The organism is Flavobacterium ammonificans, from assembly GCF_020885975.1.
GTDB lineage: Bacteria > Bacteroidota > Bacteroidia > Flavobacteriales > Flavobacteriaceae > Flavobacterium > Flavobacterium ammonificans.
On the sequence record NZ_AP025183.1, the window covers coordinates 1,556,114 to 1,574,333 of the forward strand.

Below are 18,220 nucleotides of genomic sequence, written 5' to 3' on the forward strand. Positions count from 1 at the left end.
ATTTGTTAAATATTCAATCTCAACAATAATTGATTTTTTACTTAATAATTATTTTTTCTCTATTGTAGATAATAACCTACTAAAAATTAAGTTATATTTACAATTAACAATTTAATTTCACTTACTAACCCAATCTATGATATGAAAAAAATTTTTATTTTATTTTTTTTCTTTTTACTAAGTATTTCAGGATTTTCACAATCGTATCTTGGTAATATTACTAAACAAGTTAATTTTAGACAAGGACCAGGTAGTGATTATGGTATAATAAAGTCTTTAAAACCAGGCGCGCAGATTTTTATATCTTCTTTAGATACAGATGATGATTTTTATAACATTGTTGATATAGATTCTGATTTAGAGGGTTATGTTCATAAATCATATGTAAAAGTAGGTAAAATAGTTTCTAGAAGTTCTGGAGGTATGTTTAATCCGGAAGGAGATTCTGAAGTATATAAACCTGAAATAAGTGTGTTTAATAATACCAGTAAAACACTGACTTTGAAATTAAATTCAGAAACGTATTATTTTAGTCCAAAAGAAACCAAAAAGATTTCTTTGGAACCTGGTGAGTGTGATTTTCGAGCTTCAGCTCCAGGAGTAATACCTAATATAGGTACTGAGTATTTAGATGGAAATAGAAGATATTCTTGGCAATTTTATATATCAACTAGACGAAGATAATGGCAACAGTACAATATACAACCTACAATTTTAATACTCCCCCGCTTATATCGGATAGTGATTTTAAAATATTAAAAGATATCCTTACAGAAAATCCTAATTATAGCATAAACCCTTCATCAAGTTTTATAGAAACTTTTAAAGTAGAGTTAATATTTCTAGGAATTGGATTAATAGGATTTTATATAGCTTCATTAGATTTGGCAGATTGGTTAAATTGGGTAGGAGGTATTCCAGCATTTTTAGCTTTTGGTTCATTATTTAGTTTTGTACCATCAATGTTTTCCTATTTAGGTTATATTTCGGATAAATCAAATTATTACAGAAAACTTAAGAAGAAAATTATAAAATCAGAAAATTATAATGAATTTTTGAATATGAGAAATAAATAAAAATGAATTTAGTATTAAATAATCCCTATCGAATAGTTGGCTTACTTGTTGGAGCATCTGCAAGAGAACAAGACCGACAAATAAAAAGATTAAAGCAATTTATTGCCGCAGATATAGCCCCAGAAGAAGATTTTAGTTTCCCATCTCTAGGAAACGTTCAAAGAAATATAGAAAAAGTAGATGTTGCAGCTTCAAAACTTAATCTTGATAAAGATAAAATAGTTGCAGCCCTTTTTTGGTTTTATAAAGGTAACCCAATTACTGATGAACCTGCATTTGATGCAATTAATGACTCTGATTTAAATCAAGTATTAGTTATTTGGAAAAAACTAACATTAAATGGAGAAATATCTAAGCGTAATGCTTCGGCCTTCAGTAATTTAGGAACGCTTTATTTAAGTGGAGTTTTGGAAGGAACTAATTCAAATGAGGCTCTTTTGGAAAATGGTATTTCTTTAAAACTTAAATTTCTAGAAAGTGAATATATTAAAGAATTTAAATCATTAGCTACAGACGAAACTTACAAGACAACAAAAAAAGAACTCCAATTAATTTTCCTTAATCAATTACAATCTGAAATTGAAAAAAGTGAATTTATAAGTTCAACCAACTTTCTTGATATTATTACACAACAAGAGTTTTCTGCAAAAGAAGATTTTTTGAAAGGATTTGTGCAGAAGCCAATTGAAGAAATTGAAAAAAATATTGAAGAAGCGAGAATAAAAAGAAAAGCTGATAATTCGAATTCGTTAGTCGTTGGGAAAGAGCTTTTTAAAAAGACATCAGAAAATTTAAAACTACTTAAATCAATTTTAGGAATTTCGAATTTAAAATTCTCATCAATATCTGACAAGCTTTCTGATGAAATACTCCAATGTGGAATTGACTATTTTAAATTTTATAAAGATTCAAGCACAGACCCTGGTAGAGCTTCAATGGATTTGTTTCACAAAGCAAAATTATTAGCTATAGGAGATATTGCTATACAAAGATGTGAAGAGAATACTGAAAACTTGCAAGAATGGATTGACAATAAACCGGAAAGAGATAAGCAAGCAAAAATATTTGACGATTTTAAAAGTATTACAGATTTAATTGACGAGTATGAAGGATACAAAGAGACTGTCTTAAATGGAAAACAATTATTAGCATCTGCTTTAATTTACTTATCAAATGTTAAAGATGTTTTAGGTGAAAGAGATGATTTGTTTATTGGTTTGTCTACAAGAATTGCATCAGAGGCCCAAGGAATGTGTGTCTCGGAAATAAACAATTTACAAGATAAATTTTCTTCTGCATTTGATAGCTCAACTAAAGTTGCATTAATTAGATTACTAAAAGATAAAATTAATGAATCTTTGGATGTAAGTGCAACTATTGGCTCAATGCATTTAAAGCAAGATTTTAGAATTCGTTATGAGAGAAACAGATCTACTCTTATTGATTTGAAAAGGCAATTAAATCAAGTTAATACAGGAGGTGGAAGTAGTGGATGTTATATAGCAACTATGGCTTATGGAGATTATGATCATCCACAAGTAATGATTCTAAGACAATTCAGAGATGATGTATTGAACAAATCAGCATACGGTAAATGGTTTATAAAAACATACTATCACTATTCTCCTAAACTTGTCGAAAGACTAAAAAATCAAAGGACAATAAACATAATAATTCGGAAAACACTAAACCAATTTATTAAACTCATTAAATAATGAAAAAACAAATAACATTCGCAATAATTCTATTTTCTTCATTTGGAGTATTTTCTCAAGGTATAACCAAAGAAGATTTTGATAAAGAGATTAAGCCTTTGACACAAAAGGTTAATTTGCTCCAATCAGAAAACATTCAACTAAAATTGGAGATAGGAACTTTAAATTCAAAATTTTCATCTGCAAACAAGATCATTGATAGTTTGAGAAACCAAACGCAGCATAACAGTAATGTAATTTCTCAAACAGCAAATGAACTTGGTGTAAAAATTAAAGAAACAGGAGACATAAACGAAGTTAAAATCTCTGAAGTTTCTGAATCACTTAGCAAAAATTCTCTTTTCGGAATTATTGGAGTGCTTTCAACAATATTGCTCTCAGGACTTTTGTATTGGTTATTGAGCAAAAGGCAACAAACCGACAAAACAGATTTTATTGATCAGTTGAGCAAAACCAAATCTTCCATTGAAGAAAGTTTGGTAAAAGAGTTTGGAAAACAAACTGAATTGATGGATTCACAATTGCAGTTAATTGAACAACAGAAAACAACTTTACAAGTAACTCCAAACGCAGAACCAGACCATTCTTTAGCTTTGAAAGTTGCAAGTGAAATCAATCTAATTGAAAGAAACATCAATTTGATGGATTCAAAAACAAAAGGCTTGAAGCAGTTACAAGCATCGGTTGGAAAACTAAAAGACAACCTTTCAGCTAACGGATACGAAATGCCTGAACTGTTAGGCAAACAGTTCCATCAAGGAATGAAAGTAATTGTAACTAGTTCAATTCCGGACGAAAATCTTGAAAAAGACTCTGAGATAATTTCCAAAGTCCTTATCCCACAGGTTAACTATAACGACAAAATGATTCAAACGGCCCAAATTGAGACATCAAAAGGCTATTAAAAATAACAATTTATTTAGAAAATGAGAAATAAAATTGATTACGGCATTGACTTAGGAACCACTAATTCAGCAATTGCAAGAATAGAAAATGGAGTTCCAACTATTAAAAAATCGGACACGTTAAAAGATACAGTGCCTTCTTGTATCCACTTCAATAAAAGACAAGATATTCTTGTAGGTGATACGGCTTTTAATGTAATGAAGAATGATAATGCAAGGGCATTAAAAACCTTAGAAAAAGGGAAAACCAATACATTTATAGAGTTCAAGCGAACAATGGGAACAACCCATTCCTATGAATGTTCAAATATGAGTAAGAGCTTTTCATCAGAAGAATTATCTTCTGAAATTCTAAAAAAATTAAAGTCATTTGTTCAGGATGAAAATATTTCTTCAATTGTAATCACAGTTCCTGCAAAATTTTTGAATCCACAAAACGAGGCCACAATGCAAGCCGCAAAACTTGCAGGCTTCAAACATATTGAACTATTACAAGAACCAGTGGCTGCTGCCACTGCTTATGGTCTAGGTTCAAATAGTAAAGACGGCTTTTGGTTGGTGTTCGACTTTGGAGGTGGAACTTTTGATGCCGCTTTGATTAAAGCAGATGAAGGAATTTTAGCTGTAAAAGACACGGATGGGGACAACTGGCTTGGGGGTAAAAATTTAGACGAAGCCATTGTTGACCAAATTATCATTCCAAATCTTGCTGAAAACTTTGCTATCGAAAGCGTTCTAGAAGATTCAGAGCAAAAGGAAATTTTAAGAAATGCAGTAAAGTTTTATGCAGAGGAAACAAAAATTCAACTCTCATTTAAAGATTCTCATAATATATTGTCACAATTAGGTGATTTACCATTTGAGGATGAAAATGGTAACGAATTAGAAGTTGACGTATTAGTAACTCAAAAAGATATGGAAAATGCAGTATCACCAATTTTTCAAAAGGCAATTGACATTACCAAAGAGTTATTGAAACGTAACAATTTAAAAGGTGCTGACCTTGGTGCATTGATTTTGGTTGGTGGTCCGACTTATTCCCCAATTTTACGAAGAATGCTTAAAGAGCAAATTACAGATAAAGTTGATACTTCTGTTGACCCAATGACTGTGGTTGCTAAAGGTGCGGCATTGTTTGCTTCAACCATTTCAGTATCAGATGAAGTAAAAGAAACTACTAGAGATAAAACTAAACTTCAACTCGATATTAAATATGAAGCTACTACAGTTGAATTAGATGAAATGGTAAACTTTAAAGTTTTAAAGGAAAAAACTACGGGAACATTTCCTGAAAAAATTTATGCAGATGTGGTTCGTTTCGATGGCGCTTGGTCAAGTGGTAAAAAACTAATCGGTGAAAAAGCGACAATTCTAGACGTTCTATTAGTTGAGGGTCGTTCTAATTCATTTGAAATAAATGTCTATGATGAAGAAGGAAATAAATTAGAATGCCAACCACATCAATTTAGCATTTTACAAGGTATTGGCGGACTAGATGGTATGCAGGTATTACCGTATCACATTGGTATTGCAAAGTTTTTTAATACTGAGAGTAAAGACTTATTCCTTCCTGTTAAAGGTTTAGAAAAGAGTAAAAAAGTTCCTGCAACAGGTGTTATTAATGGTTTAAAGACAAGAAGTGCTATAAGACCTGGTATGATAAATGATATAATCCGTATCCCAATTTATCAAGGGGATTATAATGCGGAAGGAACAAATCCAGTATTAAACAACTTTATTAATGAAGTGATAATTACTGGTGAAAGTTTACCGGCATTACTTCCTGAGGGAAGTGATGTAGACATAACAATTAAAGTTGATAGGTCTCAATTAATGAAGTTTTCAGCTTATTTCCCTTTATTGAATCATACAGAAGAATTAGAAATTGAGATAAAACAGACAGAACCTCCAACTGAAGATTTATTGACTAATGAGATTTCTAAAGCCAAACATACAGCTATCAATGTTAATGCTAATGATGTTTCTGAAAAATTAGAAGAACTTGAAGTACAGTTAGAGAATGAAAAAGGTAGTGCCGACGGAAAAATGAAAATACTTGACGGCTTGCGTAAAGAACTTTTGAAGTTAGATAATGCTGAAAAAGTTGCTGAATGGCCAAAGGTTGAAAAGGATCTAAAAGATGCATACTTTGAGTTTGAAGAATTGATTCGAAAGATAAAAGAAAATAGCGATGATGAAGATTTGAATATGAATAAAGTTGAAGCCCATATTAAAGAATATAAAGTGGGTATTGAACATATTATTAAGAACAAAGATTCTAAAGCAGCAAAAGAGTTGATTGAAGAAATTGAAGGACTCGACAGAGAATTGAGAAATTCACTATCAGGAGGGTTAATTGATAAAGGTCGATTAGAATATCATGACCAAGAGTTTAGTACTTTGCAATGGAAAGATAAAAATAAAGCACGTCAACTTATTAATCAGGGTTTAAAATTAATTCAGGAAGGAAAAACTAGTCAATTACGCCCATTGCTTCATCAAATATGGGATTTAAGAATTGACGATGATGGAGATAGAGATACATTAGGTTAACATTTATAACTTAAAATGGAGATACAATACAAAGGCATATTACCCAAAAATTTTTCAGTAGACGAAAAGTATTCTGTCATGCTTTTTATTAAGCAAGGGAGTAATGCGGAAACATATAGAGTAAAAGGAAAGGAAGGTAAACTGTATTTTCTTAAATTATTCAATTATGCAAAGCTTCACCGTTCTGCATTTGACAGTGAAAATAATTTGCTGGAAATAGAATTTTTAAAATCAATTAAACATCCCAATATTGTTTCCTATAAAGATAGTGGAGAATTGATTCATGAAGGAAGAAAGTTTGGTTATTTGGTTCTCGACTTCATAGCAGGCGAAACCTTGGCTGAAAAAATAAGCCGTGAAAAAATTGAATCTGTTTATGATTTGAAACATATTGCTTCGGCCGTTTTAAATGGTTTGAATTACTTGCACAGTTTGACTGACCCTATTATTCATAATGAAATTACCCCCCAAAACATTATGCTTGATCTATCGGGAAATATTCCACAAGCAAAAATCATCGATTTTGGATATGCACGTAAATTTCATCAATCATCAAAATTGTATAACAAAGAAGGTTTGAATCTAAATTTTGTTGCATCTGAATGTTTCAATAGTTTTTATTCTCCCCAATCAGATTTATTTTCAGTTGGTGCTATTATGTATCATATGCTTTTTGGTATTCCGCCTTGGTTCAAGGATATTTCAAAATTTAAACAAGATAGAATAAAGCTTGAAGATGTATTGATTGAGGAACGTAAAAAACCTATTTCTTTCCCGAAAGTTTCTGAAGATGTAGTTGATTTTGATGAAACTATTTTAAAAGTTCTTAAAAAATCCCTACAACTTGACCCTGAAAACCGTTTTCAATCTGCAAACGAATTTATTCAAGCTATAAATGGTGAAATAGAAATTGTAGATCTAGACAACATTCAGAAAGTAAAGTCGGATGATAAGAATGATAATAAAATTAAAATACAGAAAGTCAAAGGCAAAGGTTTTGATGCAATCGCCGGTATGAGCGAATTAAAATCACAATTGCAACTAGATGTAATTGACGCCTTACACAAACCAGAAGAATATGCAAAATATGGCATTACACTCCCTAATGGAATGCTTTTGTATGGGCCTCCAGGTTGTGGAAAAACATTTTTTGCTAAACATTTTGCCGAAGAAGTAGGATTCAATTTTATATTAGCAACCCCATCTTCATTAAAAAGTAGGTATGTAAATGCTACTCAAGAAAACATTGCGAAAATGTTCGAAGAAGCTGAAAAAAATGCACCAACTATTATTTTTATTGATGAAATAAATGAGTTATTGCCTAACCGAAGTAGTGATTCTCATGAAATGTCAAAAAGTGCTGTAAATGAAATGTTAGCACAAATGGATAGAACGGGTGAAAAAGGGATATTCATAATTGGAGCTACGAATTACCCAGATTTAATTGATCCTGCAATGTTAAGAGCTGGTCGTTTAGATAAGAAGTTTTATCTGTCTCCGCCTGATTTTGAAGCAAGAAAAGCAATGTTTGAAATGTATTTAAAAAATCGACCTCTTGACTTTGGAATAGATTATGACAAACTTTCAAAATTGACAGAAAACTATGTTTCATCTGATATTGAATTTTTGATAAATGAAGCATCCCGTCAAGCTTTAAAAGAAAAAACAAGAATTTCAATGCAGATTTTGGAAATTATTATCAAAAAAACTAAACCTTCTGTTCCACTTCAAGAACTACAAAAATTTGAACTTTTAAGAAAAAAAATGAATTCAGAAAATACGCAGCAAAGTAATGAACGTAATAGAATCGGTTTTTAATCTCTAAATTTAATTATAAAATGGAAATAATTTCATTCGACAAACTTTTACTTAAAACGGCCTTCTGTTGTATGGCTTCAGATGGTAATATTGACAAAAGAGAAATTACCTTAGTTAATTCTATGTGTAAAAAATCATTGTTTTTCAAAAATTTTAATTTTAAAGAAGAAATCAATCTCCTTGTCAAGGATTTGATTACTAGAAGTAAAGAATTTATTTCTTTTTACTTTGATGAATTAGAAAATTCTTCATTAACAGAGGAAGAGGAATTGATTTTGATTGATTTTGCAATTCAAACAATTAAAGCGGACGAGCAAATTGAGTATTCAGAAATCAAATTTTTTAAAAATATAAGGCGAAGACTGAAAGTTAGTAATGAAATAATTTTAGAAAATTATAATGACATTGAACTATTTTTAGAGGAAGATATTATTACGGATTCTTATTTTGATAAGTTAACTAAACAGTATTTGGAAGAAATTGAACTTCCACCTTTTAATTTAATTGATATAGATGCTAATTCGATTGAATAACTAATTTGATTTTTAAATTTCAATATAAAATAATTTAAATATATTTTGAACATATAATATGGGACTATTTGACTTTTTAAGAGGTAAAACACCTGAACAAAAAAGAGACGAAAAATTAAACAAAATTAGATTACTTACTTCTATCAAAGAGCAGAGGAGTTTAATGCATGATATGATACTTGAAGGTGAACATGATTATTCAAAGCAGGATGAAAATCCTAATGGAATAGGGGAGTTTGGATTTGATAAAACAAATCCAATTCCTGTTTATGGTATAGATAATATTCCTGCTTATATGGATAAACTTAGATATGAATATACATCTAAGTCTGGTTCTGGAACCAAAACATACAACCCAGTTACTTTTCTTAGAACAACGGAGAATGACAATAGTCCAATAGGTTCTCAAAAGCCTTCAGAGGAACCATTTGCTTCTTCTACAACTGCAACAAACATTGAGGGACTTATAGATGTCTATTCTATTTATTCAATGGGCGGCGAAAAGTTGGCGAAGATTTATATTAACTGCTATTCACTTAAAACATCCGACAAAGTTCCAAATGGATTTTTTCATAGAGATACTATCCCTGCTATAAAGGACGGAAAATTATTAATGGAATTAATGAAATAAATAATTAAACACAGATTTAAATTTAAATTAAACATCACTATGTCAAATCAATATTTTTCAAAAATTAAAACTTCAAAATTGTTTTTTTTATTAACTATTTCATTTTTTCTATTTTCTTGTCAACCTAAAACTACATAAGAATTGGTTTCAGAATTAAAAAATTCTGATAGTATTGAAGAAAGTAAAAAAATAGCAGACGAAATCGCTGCTACCTATGATATAAATGCTGTTGATTTAATAGAAAGTAAGTATGCTAATTTTACACCATTAATTGAAGAAACCTATTCTAATATTTTGAATTATTATGCGAGTAATTTTGATAAATTTGATGATAATAATCGAGTTTTAGCTTTCAATTTTATTAATAAAATGCTTGGAAATGATAGAAAATCAATTCTAACGAATGAGGCTATAGTAAATATTTATTTATCTGGTTTAGAAAATTCTAAATCAATTTATTTTAATAAAGAATTGAATAAAATTATTATTGATTTTGAAAATGGTAATTCGGATCATAGTGTGTTGGATAAATTATTTGAAAAGTGGTCGAATGATGTTAGTGAATTTGAAACTATAAGTAGTATTGAAAGTGAAATTATCTTGAATTCAATTTTGTATTTTGAAGATTATTCTTCGAATTATTTTCTTCAATTTATAGTTTCTGAAGAAAAGGCTAGAGATTTAGTGGCTCATTATGGTGAATCTGTGGTAGATGATTTAAAAATAATGATGCAAAATTCTAGCTCTGAAACACGTTACGCCGCTGCTGAAGTTTTAATCAAAATGATAAAGCTCCATCCCGAAGCAGTTGAAAGTTTAACTAATGCATTGAAAGACGAAGATTTGAGTATGATTGCTGAAAATTATCCATTTTACATTAGGTTAGGTGCCAAAGGTTCTGAAGATATATTGTTGATGACCTTGAGAGATAATTTCAACCTTACAATGGGTGTTGACTTTTTAAATTGCGGAAATGCATACATCGAAAAGGGAACCATTGCGATTGCTAAAGATAATGGTTATCATGTAACTTCAAATGTTGGAATTAATTCAGGCCCAATATGGGGTAGTGGTAATGGTGAAGAAGAAATAGAGTAGTTTAAATTAAATATGAGAGTTTAATTATGTCGTAACAAACTCACATATTTGAGTATTGATTTCTCTTTGCCATTCTTTGATATTATTTTTTACATCGAGTAAAACAATACTACATTGTTTGGTTTCATCGTGAATACCATTTCTATCAAAATAGTTCCCTTTTTTACTTTTTGCATTATCACCTGGATAAACTAGAGCAACCTTTTCTGCTTCATAAAATTCATGATAGACATACATTTGCCTTAAATCATCAGGACTTGGGTTATATCCATTTAAATTTTTCCATTTTGTATCTAATACAATCTTTCTTGCATCATGGGTTTCAATATAGATATCTGGTTTCATCGATGTTCTTCTGCCATTCGTAGGCTTCCAGAAGTATTTAGAAGTTTGGGGTTTTACTTTTGAAAAATCATTTTTATTTTTCTTTAAACTTACATAAATAAATTGTTCCCAAAGTAAATTCATATCAAACATTAAAGCCAAAACGTGATTGTTTCCTTGGCTAAGATCTGGATGATATTGTAATAAAAGTAATTTGGCAATTTCAATTCCTTTTTGATAATGTTGATTTTTTCTATTATAAATTAGTTTATCAAAAGTTGCCTCGTTTACCTTTATGTTAGGCATTTCTGGGAAATTTAAAAGGAGTGCTCCAATTCGCCCAATTAATGACTTATTTGTATTGATTTGTTTCAACAAAAGCAAGGCCTTATAAAGGATATAATGTAATTGATGATCTACATTATAGGCGGTGTGATTTACATAAAATCGTTCTTTATGGGTAAGATTGTGTTGAATATGTTTACTAAATTTTAATTGACCTTTTAAAGCAGTAACATTGCCCTCTTTTTTGCTGTATTTTTTAATTAGTCCAGTATGAAGCAGGTATTCTACTTCTTTGACATACATTTCAAAATATAAATCTAAAATTGAATTAGGTTTGACTTTTAAATTACTGGAACTGGTAGATTTGATGTCAAAACTACCAACTGTTTGCAACATCTCAATTAATAAATTTCTCCACTTACTGTATTCCTCGTTGGAACTTGGATTTTTATCTGCTTTTGGGAGTACTTCAATCAGAATATTTCCTACTTGAATAACACCTACATGTTCATTAAACTGAATGCCATTGTATACTAATTTAAAGTAGGGTATACCATTCCCATGATAATGAACTAACGCCTCGAATTGATCTTTGGTGATTTTGTTATCACCTCTATCAAAACGAATAATTTCATGTTCAAAAACGACAATATTTTCTTTTGATTTAATCAATTTAACGATTCATTAATTTTGATAGCGCCTCAGAAAAACCAACTTTATTATCTTGTTTATACTCAATAATTGAATATAAATCTTTTATATCATAATCTGTTTTTGAATCAGCAACTGACGCAAAGAAATTATCATCCTCATTCCATTCATCGAATTGAATAAAACCGTCACCAAGAACTAACCTCATTTTGCCATAATCGCCAAAGAAATATTCTTGTAATAATGGAATTATATTTTTGTAAAAGGATTCCATTAAAGTTTCTTCATTCTTGTTTAAAAAATAGGAGTGACCTATGGCATGGTCATTATTTAATAAACATACAATTCGCTTGTTGATAGTTTTTAGAATGTCTTTTAATTGATATCCGAAGACTTCATTTTCTAATTCCTTTAAATCATATCGTGGCGGCATTTCTTCAAAACTGAAACGTCTTCTTAATGCGGTATCTAATGCTTCCACACTTCGGTCAGCAGTGTTCATGGTACCTATGATATATAGATTAGGAGGTACTCCAAATTTTTCTTTACTGTATGGCAAAATCACTTCCAGCGCTTCATCATTTCCTAATCGTTTACTGTCTTCAATTAATGTTATTAATTCTCCAAATATTTGAGAAACGTTACCACGATTGATTTCGTCTATGATAATTACATAATTTTTTACTGCTTTTTCAGAAATTATTTTTGGTTGATATTTGTTTAATTTTTCAAGAATTGACGGATAATATATTCCAACACCAGTAGGTTTAATCTCTTTTTTATTATAATAATAATCCTTTAACGTACCAATACTAAGTGTATGTCCAGTTCCTCCACTAGCTTTTTTAAATTGTATTGACTTTTTTGTAAAACCAATAATGGTAAAATCATTTCCTTCTCTTTTCAAAGGAAATTTGATTTCTTCATTTTCAAACCATTCTTCTTTTAATAACAAAAATGCTTGTTCAAAAGATAGCTTTTTACTATTGCCCTCTTTGGCATCTTCCCAGTTATTTTCGGCAGTGGTACAAATTTCTAAAAATAATCCAGGAACCACATCATATATTACGTTCTTGTCCTTAGTTTCGGGTTTTATTCCTTCAATAAAATCTTCATAGCTCATACTTTGATGGAAAGTTGTAAATAGAATTTGATTCTCAGCGACTAACCTATCATACTCTTTTTTTATTAAGATTCTATCTTGAGATAAATCAAAAGCAGGATTTACTATTTCTATAGCTTTATTTATAGAATTGTACGTTTTCCCTGTACCTGGAGGACCATATAAAATTTGATTTAGCGGGGCTTTAAAAGTTGAATTATTCATAAAATTACCTTTTTGTTTTATATGAAAATCGATATAGGTTTTAATTGAAGCTGAATAAAATCCGTTTTGACCATATGAAGGTGCTTCAGGATGGAAATATTTTCCTTCTTTATTTCTTTGTTCCTTGATTAATTCGGTATATAACTGCTTCAATTGTAAGACATCATTTACTTCAAAAACAGTGTAGTCAAGTAAATTCGAAAGTATTTCAATTGCTTTTATATAGGAAGTTTTTGTACCGCTATTTTCACTGTAAATAGAGCTTAAATAATTTGAATAGTCTAGTTTATAATTTACTTTATTAGTTTCACCTTCCATAATAGCTAATAACTTCTCATAATATTTAGAATAATTTGGATCTTCTGCTGCATACTTAGTTATGTCTGTAAGCGTTTTTAGTACCAAGCTATGATCAACTTTCCAAATGCCTTTTAATTTCCAATCAACATTTCTCCGGCTATTATAGTCCGAATTATTTTCTTCAAAATAATAATCAGAAGTTACCTGTCCATAACCAAGTATTTGACTACGTCCTTTTTTAACAATAATGATATCACCAATATTAATACGGTTTAAAAAATCATCATTTGCAGAAACATCATTCTTTTTGTCTCCTTCACCACCATAAGCAGCTACTAAAGCATTTTTTATCTCATTTCGTGATTTATATTGTTTTAAATCGCCTACTTCACCCCAACCCAAAGCCATTATGCCCTCGCTGTAAAACTCTTCCCATTTACTGGCATTTTCTCCAGGAGCATATAACCAATATCGTTGAGGATTTGCTAATGTAGTTTGTTGCCATAATTCTTGGGTGAAATCAAAAAAATCTTGTTCTGGTTGCTTTAATGGCAGCATAAATCGGTATAAGTCAGTAAACTTTTTAGAAGTGCCAGTGTAACCTAATGACTGTGCCGCTTCTACTAGTGATTCGTTCTTAAAAATATTTATAATATTAAAATCACCATATAAAAAGGCTATTTTCCATTTATACGCATCTCCTAAATCAATTTCATCAATGTTTTCAATTGTATTATTTTGCGTATTTTCGATAATAGCTAGTAGAATGTTTTTTATATTCTGAAAGGCAATTTCTTTAGTAGTTCCATATTTTTTTGCCCAACCATATTCACCATCTGTGAGTAGATTTTCCTTTAAAGTTGTAGATTCTAAATTTCGTCTTTTAAATATTCCGAATTTATAAGCAGAACCACCCCATATACTCCCTACGTCGGTTGTTAAAGCCTCTACCCAATAGCAAAATGAAGTTTTCTCTAAATTGGTATACTCCTCTAATGTCATATTTTGGATACGACCTAAAGGCCATTCTTGTATAAAAGATGCTTTTAATTGATGTAAGTTTTCGTTCATGTTAATTTATAATATTAAGCCCTCCATTCTTTATACTGTCCTTCTGCCTGTTCCATAATTTCTTGAAGAATAGCATTTAGTTCTAAAATGCTTACTTTCCCACGCAACTCTTTTTTGACTGCTAAACGAATAGCTGCTTTCGCATCTTCTTTATTTGTCCAGTCGATTTGGAGGTTGCTTTTTACAGCTTTAACTACGTTGTGAACCACGTCTTGAATAGGACCCGCTTCGTTGATGATGTCTTTTTTAGCCGCTAGAATATCATAAAATGCTAACTCTTCATCCGACAAACCTAATTCCGATTTACGTTTGTCTTCGTCTTGCATTTCTTTGGCACGTTCTACTAATTCTGCAATTGTAGTATACGAATCAATAGCGTTGGCGTGGTAACGGTCAATTACTTTTTCTAATTCTTCTTTTAGCGATGTGTATTTTTTAATATTCTGAGGCAAACGCATTCTGATTTCATCTTTTAAAATATTCTTTAAAAGCTCAATCTTGATAGCAATACTGTCTTTATCTTTTTTAACGCCTAATAAGAACTGCTCATCTAAAATGGAAATATCGGCTTTTTCAATACCTGCCATCGCAAATACATCAATAATATCATCCGATTCGATACTTCTACTTATCAACTCTTTAATTTCATTTTGAGTGGCTCTACCATTTCCTTTTACTGTTTTAGCATTTCGTATCGCTTTTGAAACGTGTTGCGAAAACAAGATATCAATAGCAAATTCCTGAATTTCTGGTTGTGATTTTACAATGGATAACAAACCTGTCAGTTTCTTTTCTTCCATCATAAATTGGTCTGCAACTTCATCGTATTTAATTAATGCGTTTAAAGCCTGTTTTACTAATAACATTTTATCACTTTCGCGTAAGGCTTTCCACTGGCTATAATCAATCGTTTCTGGTAGCATGGCTTTGCAAATGTCAACTTGATTGAAGAACATATTTATAGCCTGTTCCATATCAATAGTTGGTTGTCCATTTCCTCCACCACCAGTATATTTATCGGTTGCTTTTCTCAATTGGTCGCCAATACCTATATAATCTACTATAACTCCCGAAGGTTTGTCTTTAAATACTCGGTTGGTTCTGGTAATGGCTTGCATAAGATTATGTCCTCTCATAATCTTATCTACATACATCGTATGTACACAAGGTGCATCAAATCCAGTTAACCACATATCGCGAACAATAACAATTTGCAACGGGTCTTTCGGATTTCTAAAACGTTTTTTTAATGCTTCGGTAGCTTCTTGTGTTCTAATGTGCGGATTCCATGTTATTGGGTCTTTAGAAATATTTCCTGTCATCACAACCGCAATTTCAGGGCAATCTTTTAATTGCGTTAAAGCTTCATACATTTTAACGCTATTTCTTCGGCTCATACACACAATCATTGCCTTTCCTGGTAAAGTTTCGGTGCGATTGGTAAAATGATTTAAAATGTCTTTGGCAATCTTATCTACACGCTCTTGTGAACCTGCGGCATCTTCTAAAGCTGCCCATTTTAAGTTGCCACTATCTTCTTGTTCCCAAGTTAGCGAATCTACATCCGAATCTAAATTTTCATTGGCTAAATGCAACTTGGCTAAACGGGGTTCATAATAAATAGGAACTGTTGCTTTATCATCTACCGCTTGTTTTATGTCGTATACGTGAATGGTTTCTCCAAACACTTCTTGAGTATCGGCATCTTTGCTATCTACTGGCGTTCCTGTGAATCCTATAAACGAAGCATTAGGCAAGGCTTTACGCAAATTAGAGGCAAAACCATCTAACAAACCATATTGCGTTCGATGGGCTTCGTCAGCCATGACAATAATGTTTTCTCTTTCCGATAAAATAGGATGTTCTAATTCTCCTAAAGAATCTTCATTTCCTGATTTCAAACGGAATTTTTCTATCGTGGTAAAAACTACTCCACCACTTCCTGTAGAAAGTAAACGTCTTAAATCATCGGTAGAATCGGCATGTTGAACATCGCCCACTAAGTCTTTAGCTAATACAAAATTTTCATACAATTGAAAATCCAAATCACTTCTATCGACTTGTACTACGATGGTAGGATTTTTTAATTCGGGTAAGCTGCGTAAGATACCTGCATAAATCGCCATCGAAATACTTTTTCCGCTTCCTTGCGTGTGCCAAATGACACCAATACGCCCATCACCATAAGGACGAATGGCTTTTTTAGCGGCTTCTACTGCAAAGTTTACCCCAAAGAATTGGTGGTATTTCGCACCTTTCTTAATCAATGTACCGTTATGATCTTCAAAGAATACAAAGTTCTTAATGTAATTCAGTAAGCGTTCTTTTGGAAATAAACCGAATAACAAGGTATGCATTTGAAAATCATCATCTATGGTAGTAATACCATCATTACTTTTCCAAGTGGCATACCATTCGTTAGAAGCGTTGAACATACCGTGTTGGGCTTCGTTACCGTCACTTACTATGGTGGCTACGTTGTATTCAAACAATAGCGGAATATCTTTGGTGTAATGTTGAATTTGATTGAATGCTTCTTGTAAATTGGTGTTTTCATCAAACCAGTTTTTCAATTCAAAAACGATTAACGGAAAACCATTTACATACACAATCACATCGGGACGGCGTTTGTTTTTGCCTTTAATGCTCAATTGATTCACTACCCAAAACGTATTGTTTTCAGGATTTTGAAAATCTATAGGATAGACGTGAACGGCTTTTTCATTACCATTCGCATCTTGGTATTCGTAGTCTAACCCTTTGGTGAGTTTTAAATGAAAATCTCGATTGCGGTACAACAAATCAGCGCCTTTATTGTTTACAAACTCCGCCACAATTAACGGATATAACTCCGCTGGTAAATCAGGGTGCTGTTGTTGTATAAACGCTAATAACGTAGCTTTATTTACCACTTCGTTTTCTGGAAACGTAAACGTAGTGCCGTGTATGTGGCTATACCCTAAATCGGTTAACCAATCAATGGTAGCTTGTTCTATTTTGGCTTCTGTTGTCATGACATAAAAATAATGTCTAAAATAGTGTTTTTTTGATTTAAATATTATATTTACTACAAATAGAATTTTAATATTATGATTGTGATTCCCAAAGTCAATACTGAGTTATTAATTGAAGAAATAAAAACGACTGGTCATTCTCCGCTTAAATTTATTTGTGATGATGGTAGTACTTATTATTGTAAATATCTAGTTGATTACAGCCCTTTAGAAATTAATTGTTTAGCATACGAAATTATCGCACATTATTTATTGAACCAATTAAATATTCCAACACCGAGTATTGCTTTGGTTGAAATTTCAAAAGGAACTTTGGATAAGTCTAAAATAAAAGCAAATCGTAGGTTAGAAGAAGGATTTATTTGTTTTGGCTCAAAAAGTGTTGAACCATCTACGGAGATTTCTGAATTTGAAGTTTGTACTACTAAAAGAGATTATAAATCCATAGTTAATCCAGAGGATATTGTAAAAATAGCTTTATTTGATTTATGGATTAATAATGTAGATAGAGGTAAATTTATAAATCCTGGTTTTAATTATAATTTACTATCTGTTTCACATATAAAAGGAAGAGAAATTATGGCTTTTGACCATGCTTTTATCTTTGGAGGTGTCAATCAAATAGGTGTTTTTAATCCATTAATGGGTGTAGAACGTCAAGATAAATTGCTTCAATCTGAATTTTATAAAAGTTGTATTCAGTATATGAACTATGATGATTTTGTAAAAATTGTAGATAATTTTATACCTTTGTTGCAAGTTTCACATCAAGTTGTTATAGAATCGGTTATTGGTCAATTGACTGATATATGGAATCTTAGTCACAATTTATCTCAACGTATTCAGGATTACTTGCACGATGAAACTCGAATAAATCAAGTTAAAGAAGCCGTTATGGCAAACCATAATTATTTTTAAA

At 31.0% G+C, this 18,220-nt stretch carries 13 protein-coding genes; 10 read left to right on the plus strand and 3 right to left on the minus strand.

The genetic code is table 11. The features are described from left to right. The first annotated feature begins 141 nt into the window (after positions 1–141). From LPC23_RS07030 to LPC23_RS07070, 9 genes are all read left to right on the plus strand, one after another. On the plus strand, positions 142–684 hold the full coding sequence (locus LPC23_RS07030) for an SH3 domain-containing protein (RefSeq protein ID WP_229329112.1): 543 nt from the start codon (positions 142–144) through the stop codon (positions 682–684). Beyond that, positions 684–1,076, plus strand: a complete 393-nt coding sequence (locus LPC23_RS07035) for a hypothetical protein (protein ID WP_229329114.1) — start codon at positions 684–686, stop codon at positions 1,074–1,076. Before LPC23_RS07030 ends, LPC23_RS07035 begins: the two co-directional genes overlap by 1 nt. A 2-nt stretch (positions 1,077–1,078) precedes the next feature. Next, positions 1,079–2,791 (plus strand): CFI-box-CTERM domain-containing protein, encoded by a 1,713-nt coding sequence (locus LPC23_RS07040; RefSeq protein WP_229329116.1) that lies wholly within the window; start codon positions 1,079–1,081, stop codon positions 2,789–2,791. Then, positions 2,791–3,696, plus strand: a complete 906-nt coding sequence (locus LPC23_RS07045; RefSeq protein ID WP_229329118.1) for a hypothetical protein — start codon at positions 2,791–2,793, stop codon at positions 3,694–3,696. The genes LPC23_RS07040 and LPC23_RS07045 overlap by 1 nt, the downstream gene beginning before the upstream one ends. A gap of 21 nt (positions 3,697–3,717) precedes the next feature. Beyond that, positions 3,718–6,249, plus strand: coding sequence for an Hsp70 family protein (locus LPC23_RS07050; RefSeq protein ID WP_229329120.1), 2,532 nt, complete (start codon positions 3,718–3,720; stop codon positions 6,247–6,249). A gap of 15 nt (positions 6,250–6,264) precedes the next feature. Beyond that, positions 6,265–8,067 (plus strand): protein kinase domain-containing protein, encoded by a 1,803-nt coding sequence (locus LPC23_RS07055; RefSeq protein WP_229329121.1) that lies wholly within the window; start codon positions 6,265–6,267, stop codon positions 8,065–8,067. Positions 8,068–8,087: 20 nt separating this feature from the next. Beyond that, positions 8,088–8,600 carry a tellurite resistance TerB family protein gene (locus LPC23_RS07060; protein ID WP_229329124.1) on the plus strand — a complete coding sequence of 171 codons (513 nt, stop codon included), beginning with the start codon at positions 8,088–8,090 and terminating at the stop codon, positions 8,598–8,600. A gap of 58 nt (positions 8,601–8,658) precedes the next feature. Next, positions 8,659–9,231, plus strand: a complete 573-nt coding sequence (locus tag LPC23_RS07065) for a hypothetical protein (protein ID WP_229329126.1) — start codon at positions 8,659–8,661, stop codon at positions 9,229–9,231. Between the two features lie 141 nt (positions 9,232–9,372). Next, the gene (locus LPC23_RS07070; RefSeq protein ID WP_229329128.1) at positions 9,373–10,329 is read left to right on the plus strand and encodes a HEAT repeat domain-containing protein; all 957 of its coding nucleotides are present in this window, start codon (positions 9,373–9,375) and stop codon (positions 10,327–10,329) included. A gap of 24 nt (positions 10,330–10,353) precedes the next feature. Here the strand turns inward: LPC23_RS07070 and LPC23_RS07075 are convergent, their stop codons facing one another. The 3 genes from LPC23_RS07075 to LPC23_RS07085 are packed head-to-tail and all read right to left on the minus strand — an operon-like array spanning position 10,354 to position 17,301. Beyond that, complete coding sequence (locus LPC23_RS07075; RefSeq protein ID WP_229329130.1) at positions 10,354–11,610, minus strand: McrC family protein; 1,257 nt, start codon at positions 11,608–11,610, stop codon at positions 10,354–10,356. A gap of 1 nt (position 11,611) precedes the next feature. Next, positions 11,612–14,287 (minus strand): AAA family ATPase, encoded by a 2,676-nt coding sequence (locus LPC23_RS07080; RefSeq protein ID WP_229329132.1) that lies wholly within the window; start codon positions 14,285–14,287, stop codon positions 11,612–11,614. Positions 14,288–14,301: 14 nt separating this feature from the next. Further along, entirely contained in the window at positions 14,302–17,301 is a 3,000-nt protein-coding gene (locus LPC23_RS07085) for a type I restriction endonuclease subunit R (RefSeq protein ID WP_229329134.1), read from the minus strand. A gap of 75 nt (positions 17,302–17,376) precedes the next feature. Between LPC23_RS07085 and LPC23_RS07090 the strand changes: the two genes are divergently transcribed. Next, positions 17,377–18,219, plus strand: coding sequence for a HipA family kinase (locus LPC23_RS07090; RefSeq protein WP_229329136.1), 843 nt, complete (start codon positions 17,377–17,379; stop codon positions 18,217–18,219). The last annotated feature ends 1 nt before the right edge of the window (position 18,220 follow it).